At 70.2% G+C, this 16,645-nt stretch carries 15 protein-coding genes and 1 other RNA gene; 6 read left to right on the forward strand and 10 right to left on the reverse strand.

Annotated elements, in window-relative coordinates; translation table 11 throughout:
* Positions 1–21: 21 nt before the first annotated feature.
* Entirely contained in the window at positions 22–1,155 is a 1,134-nt protein-coding gene (locus ACA361_RS04095; protein WP_375010420.1) for a hypothetical protein, read from the forward strand.
* Positions 1,156–1,189: 34 nt separating this feature from the next.
* Here the strand turns inward: ACA361_RS04095 and ACA361_RS04100 are convergent, their stop codons facing one another.
* The 4 genes from ACA361_RS04100 to ACA361_RS04115 form a co-directional block, all read right to left on the reverse strand.
* Positions 1,190–2,455 (reverse strand): amidohydrolase family protein, encoded by a 1,266-nt coding sequence (locus ACA361_RS04100; protein WP_375010421.1) that lies wholly within the window; start codon positions 2,453–2,455, stop codon positions 1,190–1,192.
* The gene (locus ACA361_RS04105; RefSeq protein WP_375010422.1) at positions 2,455–3,252 is read right to left on the reverse strand and encodes a class II aldolase/adducin family protein; all 798 of its coding nucleotides are present in this window, start codon (positions 3,250–3,252) and stop codon (positions 2,455–2,457) included. The genes ACA361_RS04100 and ACA361_RS04105 overlap by 1 nt, the downstream gene beginning before the upstream one ends.
* Before the next feature lie 116 nt (positions 3,253–3,368).
* Entirely contained in the window at positions 3,369–4,109 is a 741-nt protein-coding gene (locus tag ACA361_RS04110) for a TetR/AcrR family transcriptional regulator (RefSeq protein ID WP_375010423.1), read from the reverse strand.
* 71 nt (positions 4,110–4,180) lie between these two features.
* On the reverse strand, positions 4,181–5,545 hold the full coding sequence (locus tag ACA361_RS04115) for an MFS transporter (RefSeq protein ID WP_375010424.1): 1,365 nt from the start codon (positions 5,543–5,545) through the stop codon (positions 4,181–4,183).
* A gap of 150 nt (positions 5,546–5,695) precedes the next feature.
* On the opposite strand from ACA361_RS04115, the gene ACA361_RS04120 reads away from it, so the two are divergent.
* Genes ACA361_RS04120 through ACA361_RS04130 form a run of 3 tightly spaced genes read left to right on the forward strand, consistent with a single transcriptional unit; the run spans position 5,696 to position 8,126 of the window.
* Positions 5,696–6,274, forward strand: coding sequence for an HD domain-containing protein (locus ACA361_RS04120; protein WP_375010425.1), 579 nt, complete (start codon positions 5,696–5,698; stop codon positions 6,272–6,274).
* Positions 6,271–7,884: a class I adenylate-forming enzyme family protein gene (locus tag ACA361_RS04125; protein ID WP_375010426.1), complete on the forward strand. Its 1,614-nt coding sequence runs from the start codon at positions 6,271–6,273 to the stop codon at positions 7,882–7,884. Before ACA361_RS04120 ends, ACA361_RS04125 begins: the two co-directional genes overlap by 4 nt.
* Positions 7,881–8,126: a hypothetical protein gene (locus tag ACA361_RS04130; protein WP_375010427.1), complete on the forward strand. Its 246-nt coding sequence runs from the start codon at positions 7,881–7,883 to the stop codon at positions 8,124–8,126. The genes ACA361_RS04125 and ACA361_RS04130 overlap by 4 nt, the downstream gene beginning before the upstream one ends.
* A 57-nt stretch (positions 8,127–8,183) precedes the next feature.
* Here ACA361_RS04130 and ssrA read toward each other — a convergent pair.
* The 5 genes from ssrA to ftsE form a co-directional block, all read right to left on the reverse strand.
* Positions 8,184–8,556: a transfer-messenger RNA gene (ssrA, locus tag ACA361_RS04135) on the reverse strand.
* Between the two features lie 332 nt (positions 8,557–8,888).
* Complete coding sequence (locus ACA361_RS04140) at positions 8,889–10,793, reverse strand: penicillin-binding transpeptidase domain-containing protein (RefSeq protein ID WP_375010428.1); 1,905 nt, start codon at positions 10,791–10,793, stop codon at positions 8,889–8,891.
* 30 nt (positions 10,794–10,823) lie between these two features.
* Positions 10,824–11,297, reverse strand: a complete 474-nt coding sequence (gene smpB, locus ACA361_RS04145) for an SsrA-binding protein SmpB (RefSeq protein ID WP_375010429.1) — start codon at positions 11,295–11,297, stop codon at positions 10,824–10,826.
* Between the two features lie 116 nt (positions 11,298–11,413).
* Entirely contained in the window at positions 11,414–12,319 is a 906-nt protein-coding gene (ftsX, locus tag ACA361_RS04150; RefSeq protein WP_375010430.1) for a permease-like cell division protein FtsX, read from the reverse strand.
* Between the two features lie 123 nt (positions 12,320–12,442).
* On the reverse strand, positions 12,443–13,132 hold the full coding sequence (gene ftsE, locus ACA361_RS04155; protein ID WP_366621855.1) for a cell division ATP-binding protein FtsE: 690 nt from the start codon (positions 13,130–13,132) through the stop codon (positions 12,443–12,445).
* Positions 13,133–13,641: 509 nt separating this feature from the next.
* Between ftsE and ACA361_RS04160 the strand changes: the two genes are divergently transcribed.
* A complete protein-coding gene (locus ACA361_RS04160) occupies positions 13,642–13,824 on the forward strand; it encodes a hypothetical protein (RefSeq protein ID WP_375010431.1) in 183 nt (60 codons plus the stop codon).
* Positions 13,825–13,849: 25 nt separating this feature from the next.
* Here ACA361_RS04160 and ACA361_RS04165 read toward each other — a convergent pair whose 3' ends face one another.
* A complete protein-coding gene (locus ACA361_RS04165; protein WP_375010432.1) occupies positions 13,850–14,953 on the reverse strand; it encodes a hypothetical protein in 1,104 nt (367 codons plus the stop codon).
* 147 nt (positions 14,954–15,100) lie between these two features.
* Here ACA361_RS04165 and prfB point away from each other — a divergent pair, with 147 nt between their 5' ends.
* Complete coding sequence (prfB, locus tag ACA361_RS04170) at positions 15,101–16,210, forward strand: peptide chain release factor 2 (protein WP_375010433.1); 1,110 nt, start codon at positions 15,101–15,103, stop codon at positions 16,208–16,210.
* Positions 16,211–16,645 lie beyond the last annotated feature (435 nt).

The following is a 16,645-nucleotide window of genomic DNA, read 5'->3' on the forward strand; positions in this document are numbered from 1 at the left end:
GAGACCACTAGGGTCACGCGCATGCTGGAAGAGGATCCGGTGCCGCCGTCCCTGCTGAGCGTGGCCGCGCCGTGGGACAGCACCAGCCTCGAATGGGACCCCGGCCATAAACCGACGCTGGAGAACGTGACGAAAGCGCTGGACGCGCTCGAGATCGCGTTGCGGCTCCTGGCCGACGGGTGGTCGGTCGAAAATCCACTCGGGGAAGGCAGCGGTCTGCCGCCGCGTTTGCTCAGTTCAGCACGATGGGGCGTCCTGTTGGCGGCGGCCATGCCCACGTTCAAGGACATCACCTGGTCCCGGCTACGAGAGACGACATCGCCCAGCGACAGGCATTGGCGCGCGATCTTTCGCGAGGAACTGAACGACGACCAACTCTCCGTCCTTGCCCGTTTATGGGTAGGGGATCTCCTCTACGACTTGATGACATGCACCTCCCGCTGGATACGGCGACCCTTGCGGCGCTCCGGGAACACCCGCCAGGTAGAGCGTGCCGGCGAACTGCTGACAGAATATTTCGTCGCGGTTCCCCAAAGCCGAAGTTCTCTGCTGCTCCTTGTCAACGAAGGCACCGGGGACCGTGCGGCCGAGTTCCTCCGCCCGCTCGAGGGTGACGTGCGAATCCATCCCGAGGAGCGCCTGTGGATCGAACTGAGCCGCCGCATGCTTCAAGGAGAGAGCCCGGCCCGGCTGCCGGACTTTCTCTGGCTGATGCGCGGGAAGCAGCTCGTTCAGATCCGCCAGGTCTTCTGCCTGACCGATTGGCACTCACCGTCTCCCAGAGCACCGCTGGAGATCAACTTCGAGGATGGGACGGCCGTTCAGATAGGACTCTTCCGCTCAGGAATGGAGTTCAGGGAGGGCCGCGACGAGTTCCATTGGGAGGCTCCGCAGGACTACGGGCTGCATTATGCGCCCGGAGACCTCTACATGGTCGATCGCAGTGACGAGCCGCAGGTGTGGCCGACGATCGCGCGGGAGTTGGCGGAGGTGGCGCCCTTTCCACCGGGGGGCGGCGGTGAGCTGACCGGGGTGGACTTCTACTTCGGGGACGTCCTGATGGCCGTTCGCGAGGCCGGTTCGCGGGAAGGTCAGGCGCCCGGGGAGCACTGGCTCGACGTGTCGTGGAGCGTGGTGGAGCCGGAGGAGGGGTGAGGGGCGCCCGGACGCGGGCGCCCCTCGTCCGGCGTCAGTAGGCGTTCGGGTCTCGCCGGATCGCCTCCGGTACGGGGTGGCGGTAGAGGTCGGCGGCGTTCTGCCAGGTGAAGCGGGCTATGTCGGCGGCGGGCAGGCCGCCGATCTCGGACTCGATGACCGACTGGGTGTCCGGCCAGGTGGAGTCGCAATGCGGGTAGTCGCTCTCCAGCAGGATGTTCTCGACGCCGATGCGGTCGCGGAGGGCGAACGAGGACTGGTCCTCGACGGCGCAGAACCAGAAGTTGCGCTTGAGGACCTCGGCCGGGGTGAGGCCGATGTCCGGCGTCCAGGTCCCGTACATCTCGTGGTAGCTCAGCATGTGGTCGAGCCGGTCCATCAGGCCGGCGACCCAGCCGATGCCGCCCTCGCTTAGGCAGATCCTGAGGTCGGGGTAGCGGACGGGGAGCATCGAGTAGAGCCAGTCGACGGCGGCGAACATCGCGTACCCGAAGAAGAGGACGCCGACGGTGTCCGGCGGGGCGTCGTCGGCGGTGGCCGGGGACGTTCCGGACGAGCCGATGTGCAGGTTGACGACGGTGCCGGTCTCGGCGCACGCCCGCATGATCGGGTCCCAGTGGCCGGTGTGCAGGGAGGGCAGGCCGAGCTTCTGCGGGGCCTCGGAGAACGTGACGGCCTTGAAGCCCCGCTCGGCGTTGCGGCGGATCTCCTCGGCGCCCAGTTCGGGGTCCAGCAGCCACGGGATCTGGCACGGGATGATCCGGTCGGGGTACGCGCCGGCCCATTCCTCGAGGTGCCAGTCGTTCCAGGCGCGCACGGAGGCCAGCGCGAGTCCGGTGTCCTCGGTGGTGAGCTGGAGGCGCTGGCCGGCGAAGCCGGGGAGGAACGAGGGGAAGTTCAGGGACGCGTAGATCCCGGCGAGGTCCATGTCCTTGATCCGGTGGTGGATGTCCCACGCGCCGCGGCGCATCTCGTCGAAGCGGCTCGGCTCGAAGCTGTACTCGCTGACGGGGCGGCCGACGACGGCGTTGAAGCCGACGTTCGGGAACTCCTGCCCGTCGTACACCCACACCTCGGCGCCGTCCGCCTTCTCGGTGACGCGGGGCGCGCGGTCGGCGTACTTCGCGGGGAGGCGGCCCGCGAACGTGTCCGGCGGCTCGACGATGTGGTCGTCGACCGAGATGACGGTGTACCTGCGCTCGCGGCGTTCGGGCTCGGGCAGCCAGGTGGGGCCGGACGCGCCCTTGCCGCCGGTCGTGAACGACGTGTTCCCGGCCAGGTCGTCGATGTTGATCGTCATCAGTCCAGTACCTCCGGACGGTCGCGGAGCAGCGCGCGCACGGCGCCGTTCCAGAAGAAGTCGGTGCCGCGCTCCAGCAGGGACGCCTTCATGGCGCGGCGGAGGGGCGGCGGGACGAGCGTGCGGTCGCGGCCGAGCACGTCGCAGGTCAGCCGGCACTGCCGTTCGAGCGTCGCGGCCCGGTAGACGGCCTCCTCCACGGAGGCGCCGGTGACGATGACGCCGTGGTTGGCCAGCAGCACCACCGAGGCGTCGCCGATGCGTTCCGCCAGGTCGGCGCCCAGTTCGGGGCTGGCGACCTCGCCGGTGTACTCGTCGACGAAGGCCAGGTCGCCGTCGAACATCGACCCGGTCTGGTGCACGAACTCCGGCAGCGCGCCGAGCGCCGCCAGCACGGTGGCGTGGTACGGGTGGTTGTGCACGACGACGCGGGCGTCCGGGCGGCGGCGGTGCAGCTCGGTGTGGATGTGGTACGCGGGCGTCACGTCCCACCGGCCTTCGAGGACGTCGCCGCCGGGCGACACCCGGCAGACGTCGGAGGCGGTGATCTCCTCCCACCACAGGCCCCACGGGTTGATCCACAGGCTCTCGGGGTCGGCGGAGTCCTCGGCGCGGACGGTGATGTGGCCGGCGATGTTCTCGGTGAACCCGGACCGGGCCAGGATCCCGAACGCGCAGGCGAGCTTCTGCCGTCCGGTCAGGTCGGCGCCGATCGGCGGCATCACCGCGGGCGACCATTCCGCGGCGCCGCCCGCGACGGGGGCGGGGGTCGTCGTTCTCGTGTCGGTGGCCGTCATGACGGCCCTTCCTTTCTCGGCCATGGCGCGGCCGGCGGTCGGCACGTTCGGGAACGAGGGCGGGCGCCGGCACCCGGACGGCCCCGGAGGCCGCCGGTCGAGAAGGAAAGGGGTGCCTAGCGTCCGCCGCGGCGGATCATCTCGACCGTCCGCTTGAGCTCGTTCAGCTCGGTGTTCAGGCGGGCCAGCTCCGCGTTGCCGGGTGCCGGCGCCGCTTCGGGCGGCGCGGGCGCGGGCGCGGGGGCGGCCTCGGACGGCGCGGTCCGCCGCTCGTCCGGGCGGGCCCCGAACCCGTCGATGAACGCGGAGGTGAGCGTGGCCGCCAGCGCGTCCACCTCGCCGGCGAGCGTCTCCCGGTTCCAGCGGACGGTCATGAAGACGACCTCGCGCAGGATCCGCTGGAAGTTGTGGTCGTCGATGTCGCGGCGCAGCTCCTCGCGCGCCACCCCGTGCTCGATCACCCGGTTCCACGCCTCGTGGCAGCGCTCGACCAGTTCCATGATCTCGTCGTAGCGGGGCAGCGTGGGCAGGCCGCCGCCGTACTCGTTCTGGTAGATCTCCGTGGCGTACGGGTGGCGTACGGCCACCTGGAACGAGATCCGGATCAGCTCCCGGAGGTTGTCCCGGGCGGTGCCGCCGTGCGGGGACACGCCCTGGTACTCGCCGCTCAGCTCGTCCAGGAAGCCGAGCAGGATCTCCGAGGCGATCTCGTCCTTGGAGCCGAAGTAGTGGTAGAGGGTCCCGGAGTTCAGTCCGACGCTCTCGGCGATCTCGCGGATCGTGGTGGCCGCGACCCCCTGCCGGGAGAACAGCCGGGCGGAGTGCTCGAGGATCTTCGCGCGCTGCCCACGGGCCACTGTGTTCGTCTCCTGAGCCGGTTCCGGGTGCCGAGCGAGGCCGGACCGGCGAGACCGGTTCCATCAAGCGCTCACTCGGTACGGAGTCTAGGCGACCCGGCCGCCCCGGCGTCCGCGGACGGGACGGGCGGCCCGCCCGGCACGTGGCCGAGTTCGGTGTTCCGCGTCTCGGGCGTCCGGTGGGCGACGGCGATCGTCAGCAGCGCCAGCACGATGACGTACCAGGTGAACACGTGCGCGAGTCCCCTGTCGGTCAGCCAGGCGTTCAGGTACGGCGCCGTACCGCCGAAGACCGCGGCCGAGACGGAGGCGGCGAGGCCCACGCCGGTGGCCCGCGCGCGGGTGCTGAACAGCTCGGTGAACCAGGCGACCTGGACACCGCCGCCGAACGCCTGCACGGCCAGGGCCAGCGACATCACCAGCAGCAGCGACCATCCGCTGGGTCCGAGCAGCCACGACAGCGGGAAGGCGAGCACGGTTACGCCGGCGCCCCAGATCATGAAGTTGGCGCGGCGGCCGATGCGGTCGGACAGCATCGCCGTCAGCGGGAGCGCCGCGATGAAGACGAGGTTCGCGCCGACGCCCGCCCACATGGCGGCGCCGGCGTCGACGTCGTAGAAGCTGGTGGCGTACGCGGGCGCGCTCACCGACCAGGCGTAGGAGAAGACGCCGGTGCCGGCGACGAACACCACGACGCGCGCGACGGAGGCGCGTTCCGCCCACAGGTTGCGCGCGAGGTCGCCGCTGCTAGGGGGCGGAGCCGCCTTCCTGCTCTCGCTGAACACCCGCGGCTCCTCCAGGGTGCGCCGCAGGTAGAGCGCGACGATGCCGAGGAGCCCGCCGATGACGAACGGGATCCGCCAGCCCCAGTCGTCCAGCGCCCGCTCGCCGAGGCCGAGCCGCAGGAGCGCGCCGAGGAGGGTCGCCAGGACCGTTCCGAGGACGTTGGACATGATGAGCGTGCTGCCCCACAGGCCGCGGTTGCGCGGCTTCGCCAGCTCGGCGATGTAGGTGTACGAGCCGCCCATCTCGCCGCCGTGCGCGAAGCCCTGGAGGCAGCGCGACAGCACGAGCCAGGCCGAGGCGAGGACGCCGGCCGAGGCGTACGCCGGGCCCGCGGCGATCATCAGGCTGGACAGCGCCACCAGCGACATGGTGACCAGGAGCACCAGGCCGCGGCCGCGGCGGTCGGCGAGCCGGCCGAAGACGATCCCGCCGATCGGCCGCATGACGAAGCCGACCGCGAAGACGGCCAGCACCGACAGCAGGTTGGAGATCTCGTCGCCGGTGTGGAAGAAGTCGTCCGCGAAGTACCCCGCGAAGATCGCGAAGACCGTCCAGTCGTACCACTCCAGGGTGTTGCCCAGGTTGACGGCGAAGATCATCTTCGCCTTGGAGGCGGGTGGCTGCGGTGGGGTGGGGGTGGAAGCCGTCATCCGGCCCTCCTCGTGCCAGGGGTTCGCCACGAGAGTGATCCACGCCACGCCGAAATGTCAACCGCTTGATTGGGAACCAATCAGCCACTTGATTAGCTCGCGCCGCGCGGCCTACGCTCGCCGCAGGCCCCGACGCACCAGGAGGCGACCATGGACAGCGCACCGCGGACCGTGACCTTCACCCGCATGGACGACGCCACCCCCGCCGAGATGGAACTCATCCGGGACGAGGCCGCCGCCCACAAGGCCGAGCACTGGATGAACAACGTCCTCGGCCTGCTCAAGGCCATGAAGGGCCACACGTTCGGCTACCGGGTCGACCGGTACGAGCACTCGCTCCAGTCGGCGACCCGCGCCCACCGCGACGGCGCCCGCCTCGACATCGTCGTCGCGGCGCTCCTGCACGACATCGGCGACGACCTGTGCCCCGACAACCACAGCGAGGTCGCCGCCGCCATCCTCCGGCCCGTCCTGGACGAGGAGGCGTGGTGGATCGTCAAGCACCACGGCCTCTTCCAGACCTACCACTACGGCGAGAAGCTCGGCATGCCCCGGGACGGCCGCGACGCCTACCGCGACTCCCCGTACTTCGACGCGTGCGCCCATTTCTGCGCGGCGTACGATCAGGCGTCGTTCGACCCCGGCTACGACAGCGAGGACCTGGAGTTCTTCATGCCGATGCTGCGCGAGGTGTTCGGCCGCCCGATGACGCCCTGGGGCGCCGAGTGATCGTCGACCCGGCCGCCGCCGCCCGCTACACCGCCGCCGGCTGGTGGTCCGACCGCACGCTGAGCGACCGGGTCCGCGAGCACGCCCGCCTGCGGCCGGACGCGCCCGCGTACATCGAGCCCGCCAGGACCACCACCTGGGCCGAGTACGACGCCCGCGCCGACACGGTCGCCGCCGCCCTCGCCGGCCTGGCCTCCCCCGGCGACCGGATCGCGCTCCTGCTCCCCGACACCGCCGACTTCCACGTCGCCCTGCTCGCCACCGAACGGGCCGGGCTCGTCGCCGTCGGCATCGGCTCCCGCGCCGGCGACGCCGAGATCGCCCACCTGGTGGCCCGCACCGGCGCCCGGACGATCGTCACCCTCCCCGAGCACCGCGACCGCGACATGACCGGCCTGGCCGCCGCCCTCCGCCCCCACGGCGCCGCCCTCTCCTGGCACCTCCTCCTCGGCGACGGCCTCCGCCTCCTCGACGCCGCCACCGCGACCGAACGGCCGCTCGCCCCCGCCGACCCGGCCGGGCGCGAACTCGGCCCCAACGACCTGTGGCTGCTGAACTCCACGTCCGGCACCACCGGCCTCCCCAAATGCGTCACCCAGTTCCAGAACCGCTGGGTCGCGTTCAGCCGCCTCGCCGTCCAGGCCGGCGACCTGGGCCCGGACGACGTCTTCTTCGGCGCCGTTCCCGCCCCGTTCGGCTTCGGCCTGTGGACGGCGCACGTCGCGCCCACGCTCCTCGGCGTCCCCACCGTCGTGCTGCCCCGCTTCGACGCGAACACGATGGCCCGCATGATCGAACGCGAGCGCGCGACCGTCCTGTGCGCCGTCAGCACCCAGTTCCGCATGCTCCTCCGCTCGACCGCCGCCCGCTGCGCGGACCTCTCCGGCCTCCGCGCGATGTTCACCGGCGGCGAGGCCATCGGCTACGACAGCGCCGCCGAGTTCGAGGAACGCACCGGAGCGGTCGTCCTCAACTTCTTCGGCTCCAACGAGAGCGGCGCGTTCAGCCACACCCGCCACGACGACACCCGCGAACGCCGCCTGCGCACCGGCGGCCGCGTCATCCCCGAGATGGAAGTGCGCCTGTACGACGACGCGGGCGCCGACATCACCGCGACCGGCGGCCCCGGCCGCCCCGGCGGCATCGGCCCGCTGCTCTCGGCCGGCTACTACGACGACCCCGCCGCCAACGAGCGGCTCTACACGCCCGACGGCCACCTCCTGATGGGTGACCTGGTCACCATCGACGCCGACGGCTACCTGCACCTGGTGGGCCGCACGTCCGACATCATCATCCGCGGCGGCAAGAACATCAGCGCCGTCCAGGTCGAGGAGGCCGTCGCCACCCACCCCGCCGTCGAACTGGCCGCCGTCGTCGCCGTCCCCGACGACCTCTACGGCGAACGCGTCTGCGCCGTCGTCACCACCCGCGACGAGCGACCCCTGGCCCTCCCCGCCCTGATCGACCACCTCACCGCCCGGGGCTTCTCCAAGGAACTGCTCCCCGAACACCTCCTGATCGTCGACGAACTCCCCCAGTCCTCCGGCGGCAAGCTCGCCAAGAACGAGATCCGCACCCTCGCCGAAGCCCACCTCACAAAACCCGAATGAACACCTCGCCTACGCCCAACGTCACAAGCGTCCTGACCGCGGTCTTTCTGAAGTTCGACCAGCGGCGCGAGCCGTTGAGCGTGTTCCTGGACTGCCGACGACCGGCGGCCTGTTCCGGGACGGCGCGCAGAATCGCCACCCGGATCACCGACGCGGCCGACGGCACGGTCCACGTGGGTGGACTGGACGTTCACCGGCCGCGGCGCCCGTTCCTGGAAATGGCTGATCATCGAGCGCGGTAAACGCGGGCAGCAGAAGAGCCGCCGGCCAGATGTGCTCTGGCCGACGGCTCTCTGTGGTGGTGGAGGTGGCGGGAATCGAACCCGCGTCCTTCGATGATGAGTCAGGGCTTCTCCGGGTGCAGCCTGCTTAACGCTTTCTCAGCCCCGGCACTCACGCAGGCGTGTCGCCGGCGGGCTCAGTCGCTGTTAGATGTTCCCGCTCACCCCGCGACCGGGCGGGCGGGTGGAGTCTCCTGATGATGCCAGACCCCGGGGCGGAGACTCACCCGGGCTGACAGAGTCGCTCCTCGCCTCAGGCGGCGAGGGCGAACTCGGACTGCTTCTTGTTGGCAGTTATAGGTTTGCTGTCACAGGATTTACGAGGTCACGACAGCAACCCTCGACCCGCTTCCCCTGGCTCGACCTACCGAAGTCGAAGCCGGTCACCCCCATGTTGAGTTGTCAAAGACGGACATCCGGGGACGTCCGCATCAGACGCTACAAGGATAACGTCCCGAGCGCCAACGAGATTCCCGTCCGGGGAGGGATCTTCAGCGCGCCGTCGGACACGCGAGAGCCCCGGTGAGCGGAGCAATTCCGCTCACCGGGGCCGTGACCGGCAGGGTCGGGCCGGTCCGGACGGCAGAGCCTCCCCCGAGACGAGGCTCTGGTCTCATCACGACGACTGAGTCCGCAACCCCCAAGCGGTGTCCCAGTCACCCCTGAAGACGCCGGGGAGGTGCGGGAAGGTTGCCGGGCCGCCCTAAAGAGATCACAAAGTCGCTAGCGGCCGGCCGCGGCAGGGCCGGCGGGGGTGCCGGTGAGGAAGCCGGCGGCGACCTCGGCGGCGTTGACCCTGCCCTCGACGGCGATCGCGAAGGCGAGGTCGCCGCGGGATCCGACGAACCAGGAGACGGTCTTGCCGCGCTGCTCGACGATGTCGGTGACGCCCGAGACGGTGCCGTTGACGTTGACGTTGGCGGCGTTGGCGGTGCCGCTGTGGACGGAGCGCCGCATCAGGAGCTTCATCTGCGACGTCGACATCGGGTTGAGCGGCTGGGCGGCGACGCTCTGCTGGAGGTCGCGGGGCTCGTTCAGGAGGTACGGCGGGAACCAGGTGCCGGTCTCGGACGCCCCGGCGACCAGGGCCATCGACAGCGGGCTCACCTGGAGCCTCTCGCTCTGGCCGACCATGAGGGCGGCCTTCTCGGCGGCGTTGGCGGGGGTCGGGACCGTCCCGGTGAACGCGGGGACGGAGATGTTCCAGCCCTTGCCGAGGCCGAGCCGCTGCGCCTCGGCGACCAGCGTCTTGGCGTCGAGGCGGCTGCTCAGGTTGGCCATGGTGGTGGCGCAGGAGAACGCGAAGTGCCGCTGGAGGGTGGCGGCCGGGCGGGCCTTGCCGCCGGGGTTGGTGAACGTGCGGCCGCCGACGTTCGCGGTGGCCGGGCACTGGGTCTCGGTGTTCTGCGACATGCCGCCGTTGATCAGCGCGCGGGCGGAGACGTACCCGAACGTCAGGCCGGGCATGTACCGGCCCTCCATCGCCAGGTTCCTGCCCTGGGTCAGGTGGTTGGCGGCGGCCATGATCTCGCCGGTGCTGGCGCGGACGACGGCGATGGACGCCGGGTGGCGCAGCCCCTTCAGCGCGAGTTCGGCGCGCGGCTGGTACTGGCGGTCGAGGGTGGTGCGGACGGGCTGCGGGTCGGTGCCGGGCCACGAGCGCAGTTCCTGGCGGTTCTGTCCGCTCGGGTCCTGGGCGACGACCCGCACGGTCGGGATGCCGGCGAGGCGGCGCTGCTGGAGCAGCTGGAGGCCGCTGACGCCGATGGTGTCGCCGGGCTGGTACGGGGCGCCGACCTGCTGGAGCCGGTTGGCGGTGGCCGAGCCGAGGTTGCCGACGACCTCGGCGGCGTGGTCGGGCGCGATCGGGGTCTGGACGGCCTGGGAGTGCAGGCCCTGGACCTGGCCGAGCCGGGCGATCAGCGCGTTGTCGCCGGGCCGCTGGAGCGTCATCAGCGGCAGGAACGCGTTGGGCGGCGCCGACTGGACGCGGCCGAGCAGCCGTTCGGTGTCGAGCGCGTCGCCGCCGGCGGCCTTGGTGGCCTTGGCGAGCTGGTCGAGGGTCTTGGCCGGGTCGCGGAGCTGGCCGGGGTAGACGCCGACGATCTGTGCGGGCACCTTGCGCAGCAGCGGGCGGGCGGCCGAGTCCTGGATGGCGGCGCGCGGCGCGACCTCGGTGACCACGGCCAGCCGCTGGCCGGGCTTGAGGCTGGGGTGGATGATCGACGGGTCCCAGACGACGCGCCACTTGCCGCCGACGCGCTTGAGGTTCATCAGCCCGGTGTAGGTCCAGGGCTCGCCGTTCTCACCGAGGTCGACCTTGACCGAGAAGCGCGCCTCGGCCCGGTCGCCCTGCTTGTCGATGGCCTTCTGGTCCCGCTTGCCGGTCGGTACGGGCACGCCGATCGACAGCCGCATCGCGGCGGCGTCCAGCTGCCGTTCGACGGCGCCGAGCGCGGAGGACACCGCGGCCCGTTCCGCGCCGGTGGTCAGCCGGGCGGCGGCGTCGGTGTTGCCGACCTGCCACGCGATCAGGAAGTCCCGCATGGTGGGCAGGGCGGACGGCTCGGCGAAGCACGCGCCTGCGCCGCCCGCGACCAGGGCCGCGCAGGAAGTGGACGCGATCACCCTCCGGGCTCGGTTCCTCATCGGTACCCTTCACCGTCTCCTGAACCGGGCCGCCGCGGCGCGCTGCATCTCCCGGTCGGCCTCGCGCTTGGCGAGGGCCTGGCGCTTGTCGTACGACTTCTTACCACGGGCCAGGCCGATCTCGATCTTGGCCTTCCCGTCCTTGAAGTAGAGCGAGAGCGGGATCAGCGTCCAGCCGGGTTCGGACGACTTGGCGATGATCTTCTGGATCTCGCGCCGGTGCAGCAGCAGCTTGCGCCGCCGGCGGGGGGCGTGGTTGGTCCAGGTGCCCTGGGTGTACTCGGGGATGTGCACGTTCTCCAGCCACACCTCGCCGTCCATGACGTGGGCGTAGCCGTCGGCGAGCGAGGCGCGGCCGGCGCGGAGCGCCTTCACCTCCGTGCCCATCAGCACCAGGCCCGCCTCCCACTCGTCGTCGATGTGGTAGTCGTAGCGGGCCCGCTTGTTGCGGGCGATGAGCTTGCGCCCTGTCTCACGTGGCACTGGTAGATCCTTGTCCGGCGGGAAACGCTAGGCCGCCAGTCTAGGGCCGCCCACGGGCGCACCCGGATACCCGACGGTACGGGCATCCGGGTGCGGCGGTGCGGACCTGGGACGGGTCAGATCTTCAGGTAGCGGCGCAGGGTGAGGAACGAGGCCACGGCGCACAACAGGACGCCGAAGCAGATCGACAGGACGATGACCGCGATCACCGTTCCCCAGCCGAGCTGGCTGGCGAACCCGACGTTCCCCGCGAGCCTGTCGATCAGCAGGATCTTGCTGGGCACCAGCAGGATCGACGCGAAGATCCCGCCGATCAGCCCGGCGATCGCGCCCTCCAGGATGAACGGCAGCTGGATATAGGTGTTGGACGCGCCGACCAGTCTCATGATCCCGGTCTCCCGGCGGCGGTTGAACGCCGACAGCCGGACGGTGTTGCCGACCAGCAGCACCGACGCGATGACCTGGACCAGCGCGATGAACATCGCCGCCCACTGGAGGCCGTTCAGGATGTTGAAGAACTTCTTCAGGATCTCCTGCTCGTTGATCACCTGGTCGACCCCGGGCCGGCCGAGCGCCGCCTGCGCGACGGCCTTGTACTCCTCGGGGTTCTTCAGGCGGATCCTGAACGAGTCGGGAATGTCGCCCTCTTGGGCGCTCTGCACGAAGCCCGGCGTGCTGGCGAAGCGGTCCTTGAACCGGGCCCACGCCTGCTGCTTGCTCTCGTACTCGACGTTGGCGACCTGGGGCAGCTTCTCCAGCTCGGCCTTCAGCTCGTCCCGCTGCTGCGGCGTGGCGTCCGCCTTCTGGCAGTTGGGGTTGGAGCTGGTCTTGGCGCACAGGAAGATCGAGACCTCGACCTTGTCGTACCAGTACGTCTTGGAGGAGTCGACCTGCTCCCTGATGAGCAGACCGGTGCCGAAGAGCGCCATGGCGATGGCGACGGTGATGACGAGTGAGATCGTCATCGTCAGGTTCCTGCGGAGACCGATCCAGATCTCCTGGAGAACGAACTGTACGCGCATGCCTCGCTGTCCTTGATCGCCTAGCCCACGGGGAGCGGGGGTCCGGGTGCGGGTCGTGTCCTGCTCACATACGCCCCGCGGGGGACCGTCGGTTCAGATGCCGGTGCCGGCCGGGTGCCGGTCTCAGTAGGCCTGGCCGTAGACACCGCGCGACTGGTCACGGACGATCCGGCCGTCCTCCAGCTCGACGACGCGCTTGCGGAAAGCGTCGACGATCGCGGCGTCGTGGGTGGCCATGACCACGGTGGTGCCGGTCCGGTTGATCCGGTCCAGCACCTTCATGATGCCGATCGAGGTGGCCGGGTCGATGTTCCCGGTCGGCTCGTCGGCCAGCAGGATCATCGGACGGTTGACGAACGCGCGCGCGATCGCCACCCGCTGCTGCTCACCGCCGGAGAGCTCGTCGGGCATCCGGTGCGCCTTGCCCTCCAGCCCGACCAGGTCGATGACCTCGGGGACGACCTTGGCGATGAAGCGCCGCGGCTTCCCGATCACCTCGAGGGCGAACGCGACGTTCTCGAACACGTTCTTGTTGGGCAGCAGCCGGAAGTCCTGGAACACGCACCCGATCCTGCGCCGCAGGTGCGGGACCTTCCAGTTGCTCAGCCTGCTCAGGTCCTTGCCCGCCACGTGGACGTGCCCCTGGGAGGGCCGCTCCTCCTTGAGGATGAGGCGGAGGAAGGTCGACTTACCGGAACCGGAGGGACCCACCAGGAACAGGAACTCGCCCTTTTCGATGGCGACGTTCACATGCTGGAGGGCGGGCCGGTTCTGGGTCTTGTAGACCTTGGTGACATTGTCGAAGTGGATCACGGCTGCATCACGGCGGTTCAGCACCATTCTTGCGAAGGACCCGCGCGGTCACGTACGGGAGGAATCGCGTCTATATCTCTTGTCGTCCCGGAGATGCGGACTGTAATTTTCCTGTAGCGGTTCGTGAGCCCTCGTCCGTGGGCCCCGGAGGAGCGGGGACAAGGCGGCGGGGCGGCATCCTGCGGGCCCCCGCCCAGGTCCGTCAACCTGCCTGAGGCGGCATCATACAGCCGCCCTTCCGGCTGATAGGTCACCTCCACTGGCGGGTGCGAGACTACACGTCCGGGCCCGTCGGCCTCGGACGGTCGACTCTAAGGGCTCCGGCCCCGACCCCGGTAACCCGTCGGTACGAGTCGGTCCCGGTGCAGTGTAGAGGCGGCGGCTGACCGCCTCGACCCGCCCGGGCCGCGGGCTGGTCCAGGACTTTACCGCCAGGTCATGCGGAATGCTGTGGAATCGCGCCTAAAGTTCTGTGTGACAGCCAGTTCCCGATCGAGAGAGACGGCCACATGAGCTGCGAACATCTGATCTGCGCCCGGTGCTCGGGGCCGGTGGTCGAAGGCCGCTGCCCGACCTGCCGGAACGCCCGGGACGAGATGCACCGGCACGGCCCGTCCGTACCGCCCGCGCTGGTGCTGGCGGGGCTCGTCGCGCTGTTCTTCCTCGCGCTGGTCCTGCAGCGCGCCTACTGATCCCCGCCGCTCCCGGCGCCGCCGGTCAGGGGTTCTTCGCCGGCGGCGTCACACCTTTGTAGTAGCCGCCCGCGTCGGCGATCACCTCGGCCTTGTCCGGCTCCTTCTTCTCGCCGTCCTCCCCGTCTCCCTCGTCTCCCTTGTCCCCCTCTTCGGGACGGGCCGGGTCGTACGCCGCGAACTGCAGGACCTCGGACGCGTGGATCTCGTTGCCCTCGACCGTCCCGTCCAGCAGGTGGGCGATCTCCGGCGGGATCGGCGGCTTGGCGGTCCTGTCCTCCTTGTCCTTCACCCCGGTGACGCTGTTGCGGTACAGCGAGTACAGCACCAGCCCGCCGCCGTGCTCGGTGCGCAGCTGGAAGATCGGGTACGGGGTCGCGGTCGGCACCCGCGTCAACGTCAGGTCCTTCTGCCGCGCCTTCCGGCGGGCCTTGCGGAACTGCTCGTAGTAGCCGGTGGTGACCGGCCCCGACCGCATCACCTTGGCGGCCACGCTGCCCGGCCCCTCGTACACCAGGGTCGCGTGGATCCCCGGCATCTCCCGCGGCCGGATCAGCACCGACGAGTCCGCCGTGGTCAGCGCGGTCGCGTACCCCTCGGCGTCCAGCGGGATCTTCGGCTGCTTCGCCTTCGGGTCCAGCTCGGCCTGCAGGCTCAGCGTCCAGTGGTCCTCGGGCGAGCGCAGGATGAACGCCATGAGCGCCGTCTCCTCGCTCTTCTTCTCCCCCTGGACGCTGCGCGGCACCGACGCCACGAACCACTGCGGGAACACGTCCGGCTCCAGCTTGGGCACGTACAGCTTCGGCTTCCCGTAGGTGTAGCGCTTCACCGGATCGCCGTCGAAGGCGGCCTTGCGGTACTCCGCGGCGATCAGCGGCGACTCGCCGTCCGACACCCAGTTCAGCGCGAGCCGCTCGTCGCCCGCCGCCCGCGCCACGTCGTCGTTGGTGACGAACGTCCGGAACTCGCGCTCGGCGACCTCCAGCGTCAGCGGCTCCGGCTCCGGCTTCTCCTCCGCGGCGGTGACCACGGTCGTCGGCCGCGCCTCCGGCTCGTCGCCGGCGCACCCCGCCGCGAACACCAGCAGCGCCGCCACCACCGGCGACAGGGTTTTCCGCGCAGTATTCATGACGCCGCCCGAACCCGCCTCTCCCCCGGACCTGAGCCACGGATCCCCCGATATGGATCCGTTCCGCCGCGGTGACCCGAGATTCTGCCATCCACAGCGTATTGGTCACGCGCATGGGCAGTACCGGGACGGCGATAAGCTCGGAGTGTGGCAGGCATCGATCCCGAAGAGCGGCTCAAGGAGCTCGGCACGACACTGTCCGGCATCGAGCAGGTGCTGGACCTCGACGGCATGCGGCGCGACATCGCCGAGCTGCGCGAGCAGTCCGCCGACCCTGACCTGTGGAACGACCAGGAGCGCGCCCAGTCCGTGACGCGCCGCCTGTCCTACCTCGAGAGCGAGCTGGGCAAGGTCGAGGCCCTGCGCCAGCGCCTCGACGACGCGGCGACGCTCTACGAGATGGCCGCCGAGATGGACGACGAGGACACCCGCAAGGAGGCCGACGACGAGCTGATCGGGCTCGCCAAGGCCATCCAGCAGCTCGAGGTCCGCACGCTGATGTCCGGCGAGTACGACGAGCGCGAGGCCTTGGTCACGATCAACGCCCAGGCCGGCGGCGTCGACGCGGCCGACTGGGCCCTCCAGCTCCAGCGGATGTACCTGCGCTGGGCCGAGCGGCACGGCTACCCGACCGAGGTCTACGACACGTCCTACGCCGAAGAGGCCGGGATCAAGTCGACCACGTTCACGGTCAAGGCCCCCTACGCCTACGGCACCCTGCGCGGCGAGCACGGCACCCACCGCCTCGTCCGCATCTCGCCGTTCGACAACGCCAGCCGCCGCCAGACGTCCTTCGCCGGCCTGGACGTCGTCCCCGTCGTCGAGCAGAGCGACCACGTCGACATCGACGAGAACGACCTCCGCGTCGACGTCTACCGCTCCTCCGGCCCCGGCGGCCAGGGCGTCAACACCACCGACTCCGCCGTCCGGATCACCCACATCCCCACCGGCATCGTCGTCTCCTGCCAGAACGAGCGCAGCCAGCTGCAGAACCGCGCCACCGCGATGAACGTCCTGCAGGCCAAACTCCTGGAGCGCAAGCGCCAGGAGGAGGCCGAGAAGATGGCGCAGCTCCGCGGCAAGGGCACCACCAGCTGGGGCACCCAGATCCGCAACTACGTCCTGCACCCGTACCAGATCGTGAAGGACCTGCGCACGGGCGTGGAGGCCGGCAACCCCACCGCCGTCCTGGACGGCGACCTGGACGAGTTCATCGAGGCCGAGATCCGCTGGATGCGCCAGCAGGAGAATGAGTAGAGGTACCCATCGGGGGCCGCTCCCCCCATGACCTTCAGGCGGACCATTCGCGTCCCCTGCGCTCGCTCCGGGGGCGCGCCCGTTCCGGTGGGTGGCTGCCGCCCCCCACTCCCCCTGCCTGGAGGCTCCGCCCCCTCCTCCCCCAAGGAAGCCGCGTCGGCTGTGGACGATCGAGCAGGTCGGCGGGCTGACGGACGCTTGGTCGGCTCTGCCGGGTGCCGGTGCTCCGCACCGCAGCGGTCAACTTAAGTGGGACCCCAGCACCCGGCCGAACCACGAATCATCCTCGCAGCGTGACCACCCGGTCACGCTGCGAACATCCTTATCTGGCGAATGTCGGCCATGTCCCCGCCCCGACCGTGCCCCCGCCGCCGTCGCGCCCCGCGTTGACTCGTGGCCTGTGTTCTTTAGCAGGCGCGCGGAGAGGAAGACACG

The organism is Actinomadura sp. 21ATH (assembly GCF_041951345.1).
In the GTDB taxonomy this organism is placed as follows: Bacteria; Actinomycetota; Actinomycetes; order Streptosporangiales; family Streptosporangiaceae; genus Spirillospora.

What these genes read in the sequence shown, in the direction of transcription:
- ACA361_RS04095 (WP_375010420.1), top strand. Translation starts at nt 22, where the DNA reads ATGCTGGAAGAGGATCCGGTGCCGCCGTCCCTGCTGAGCGTGGCCGCG.
- ACA361_RS04100 (WP_375010421.1), bottom strand. Translation starts at nt 2,455, where the DNA reads ATGACGATCAACATCGACGACCTGGCCGGGAACACGTCGTTCACGACC.
- ACA361_RS04105 (WP_375010422.1), bottom strand. Translation starts at nt 3,252, where the DNA reads ATGACGGCCACCGACACGAGAACGACGACCCCCGCCCCCGTCGCGGGC.
- ACA361_RS04115 (WP_375010424.1), bottom strand. Translation starts at nt 5,545, where the DNA reads ATGACGGCTTCCACCCCCACCCCACCGCAGCCACCCGCCTCCAAGGCG.
- ACA361_RS04120 (WP_375010425.1), top strand. Translation starts at nt 5,696, where the DNA reads ATGGACAGCGCACCGCGGACCGTGACCTTCACCCGCATGGACGACGCC.
- ACA361_RS04130 (WP_375010427.1), top strand. Translation starts at nt 7,881, where the DNA reads ATGAACACCTCGCCTACGCCCAACGTCACAAGCGTCCTGACCGCGGTC.
- ftsX (WP_375010430.1), bottom strand. Translation starts at nt 12,319, where the DNA reads ATGCGCGTACAGTTCGTTCTCCAGGAGATCTGGATCGGTCTCCGCAGG.
- ACA361_RS04160 (WP_375010431.1), top strand. Translation starts at nt 13,642, where the DNA reads ATGAGCTGCGAACATCTGATCTGCGCCCGGTGCTCGGGGCCGGTGGTC.
- ACA361_RS04165 (WP_375010432.1), bottom strand. Translation starts at nt 14,953, where the DNA reads ATGAATACTGCGCGGAAAACCCTGTCGCCGGTGGTGGCGGCGCTGCTG.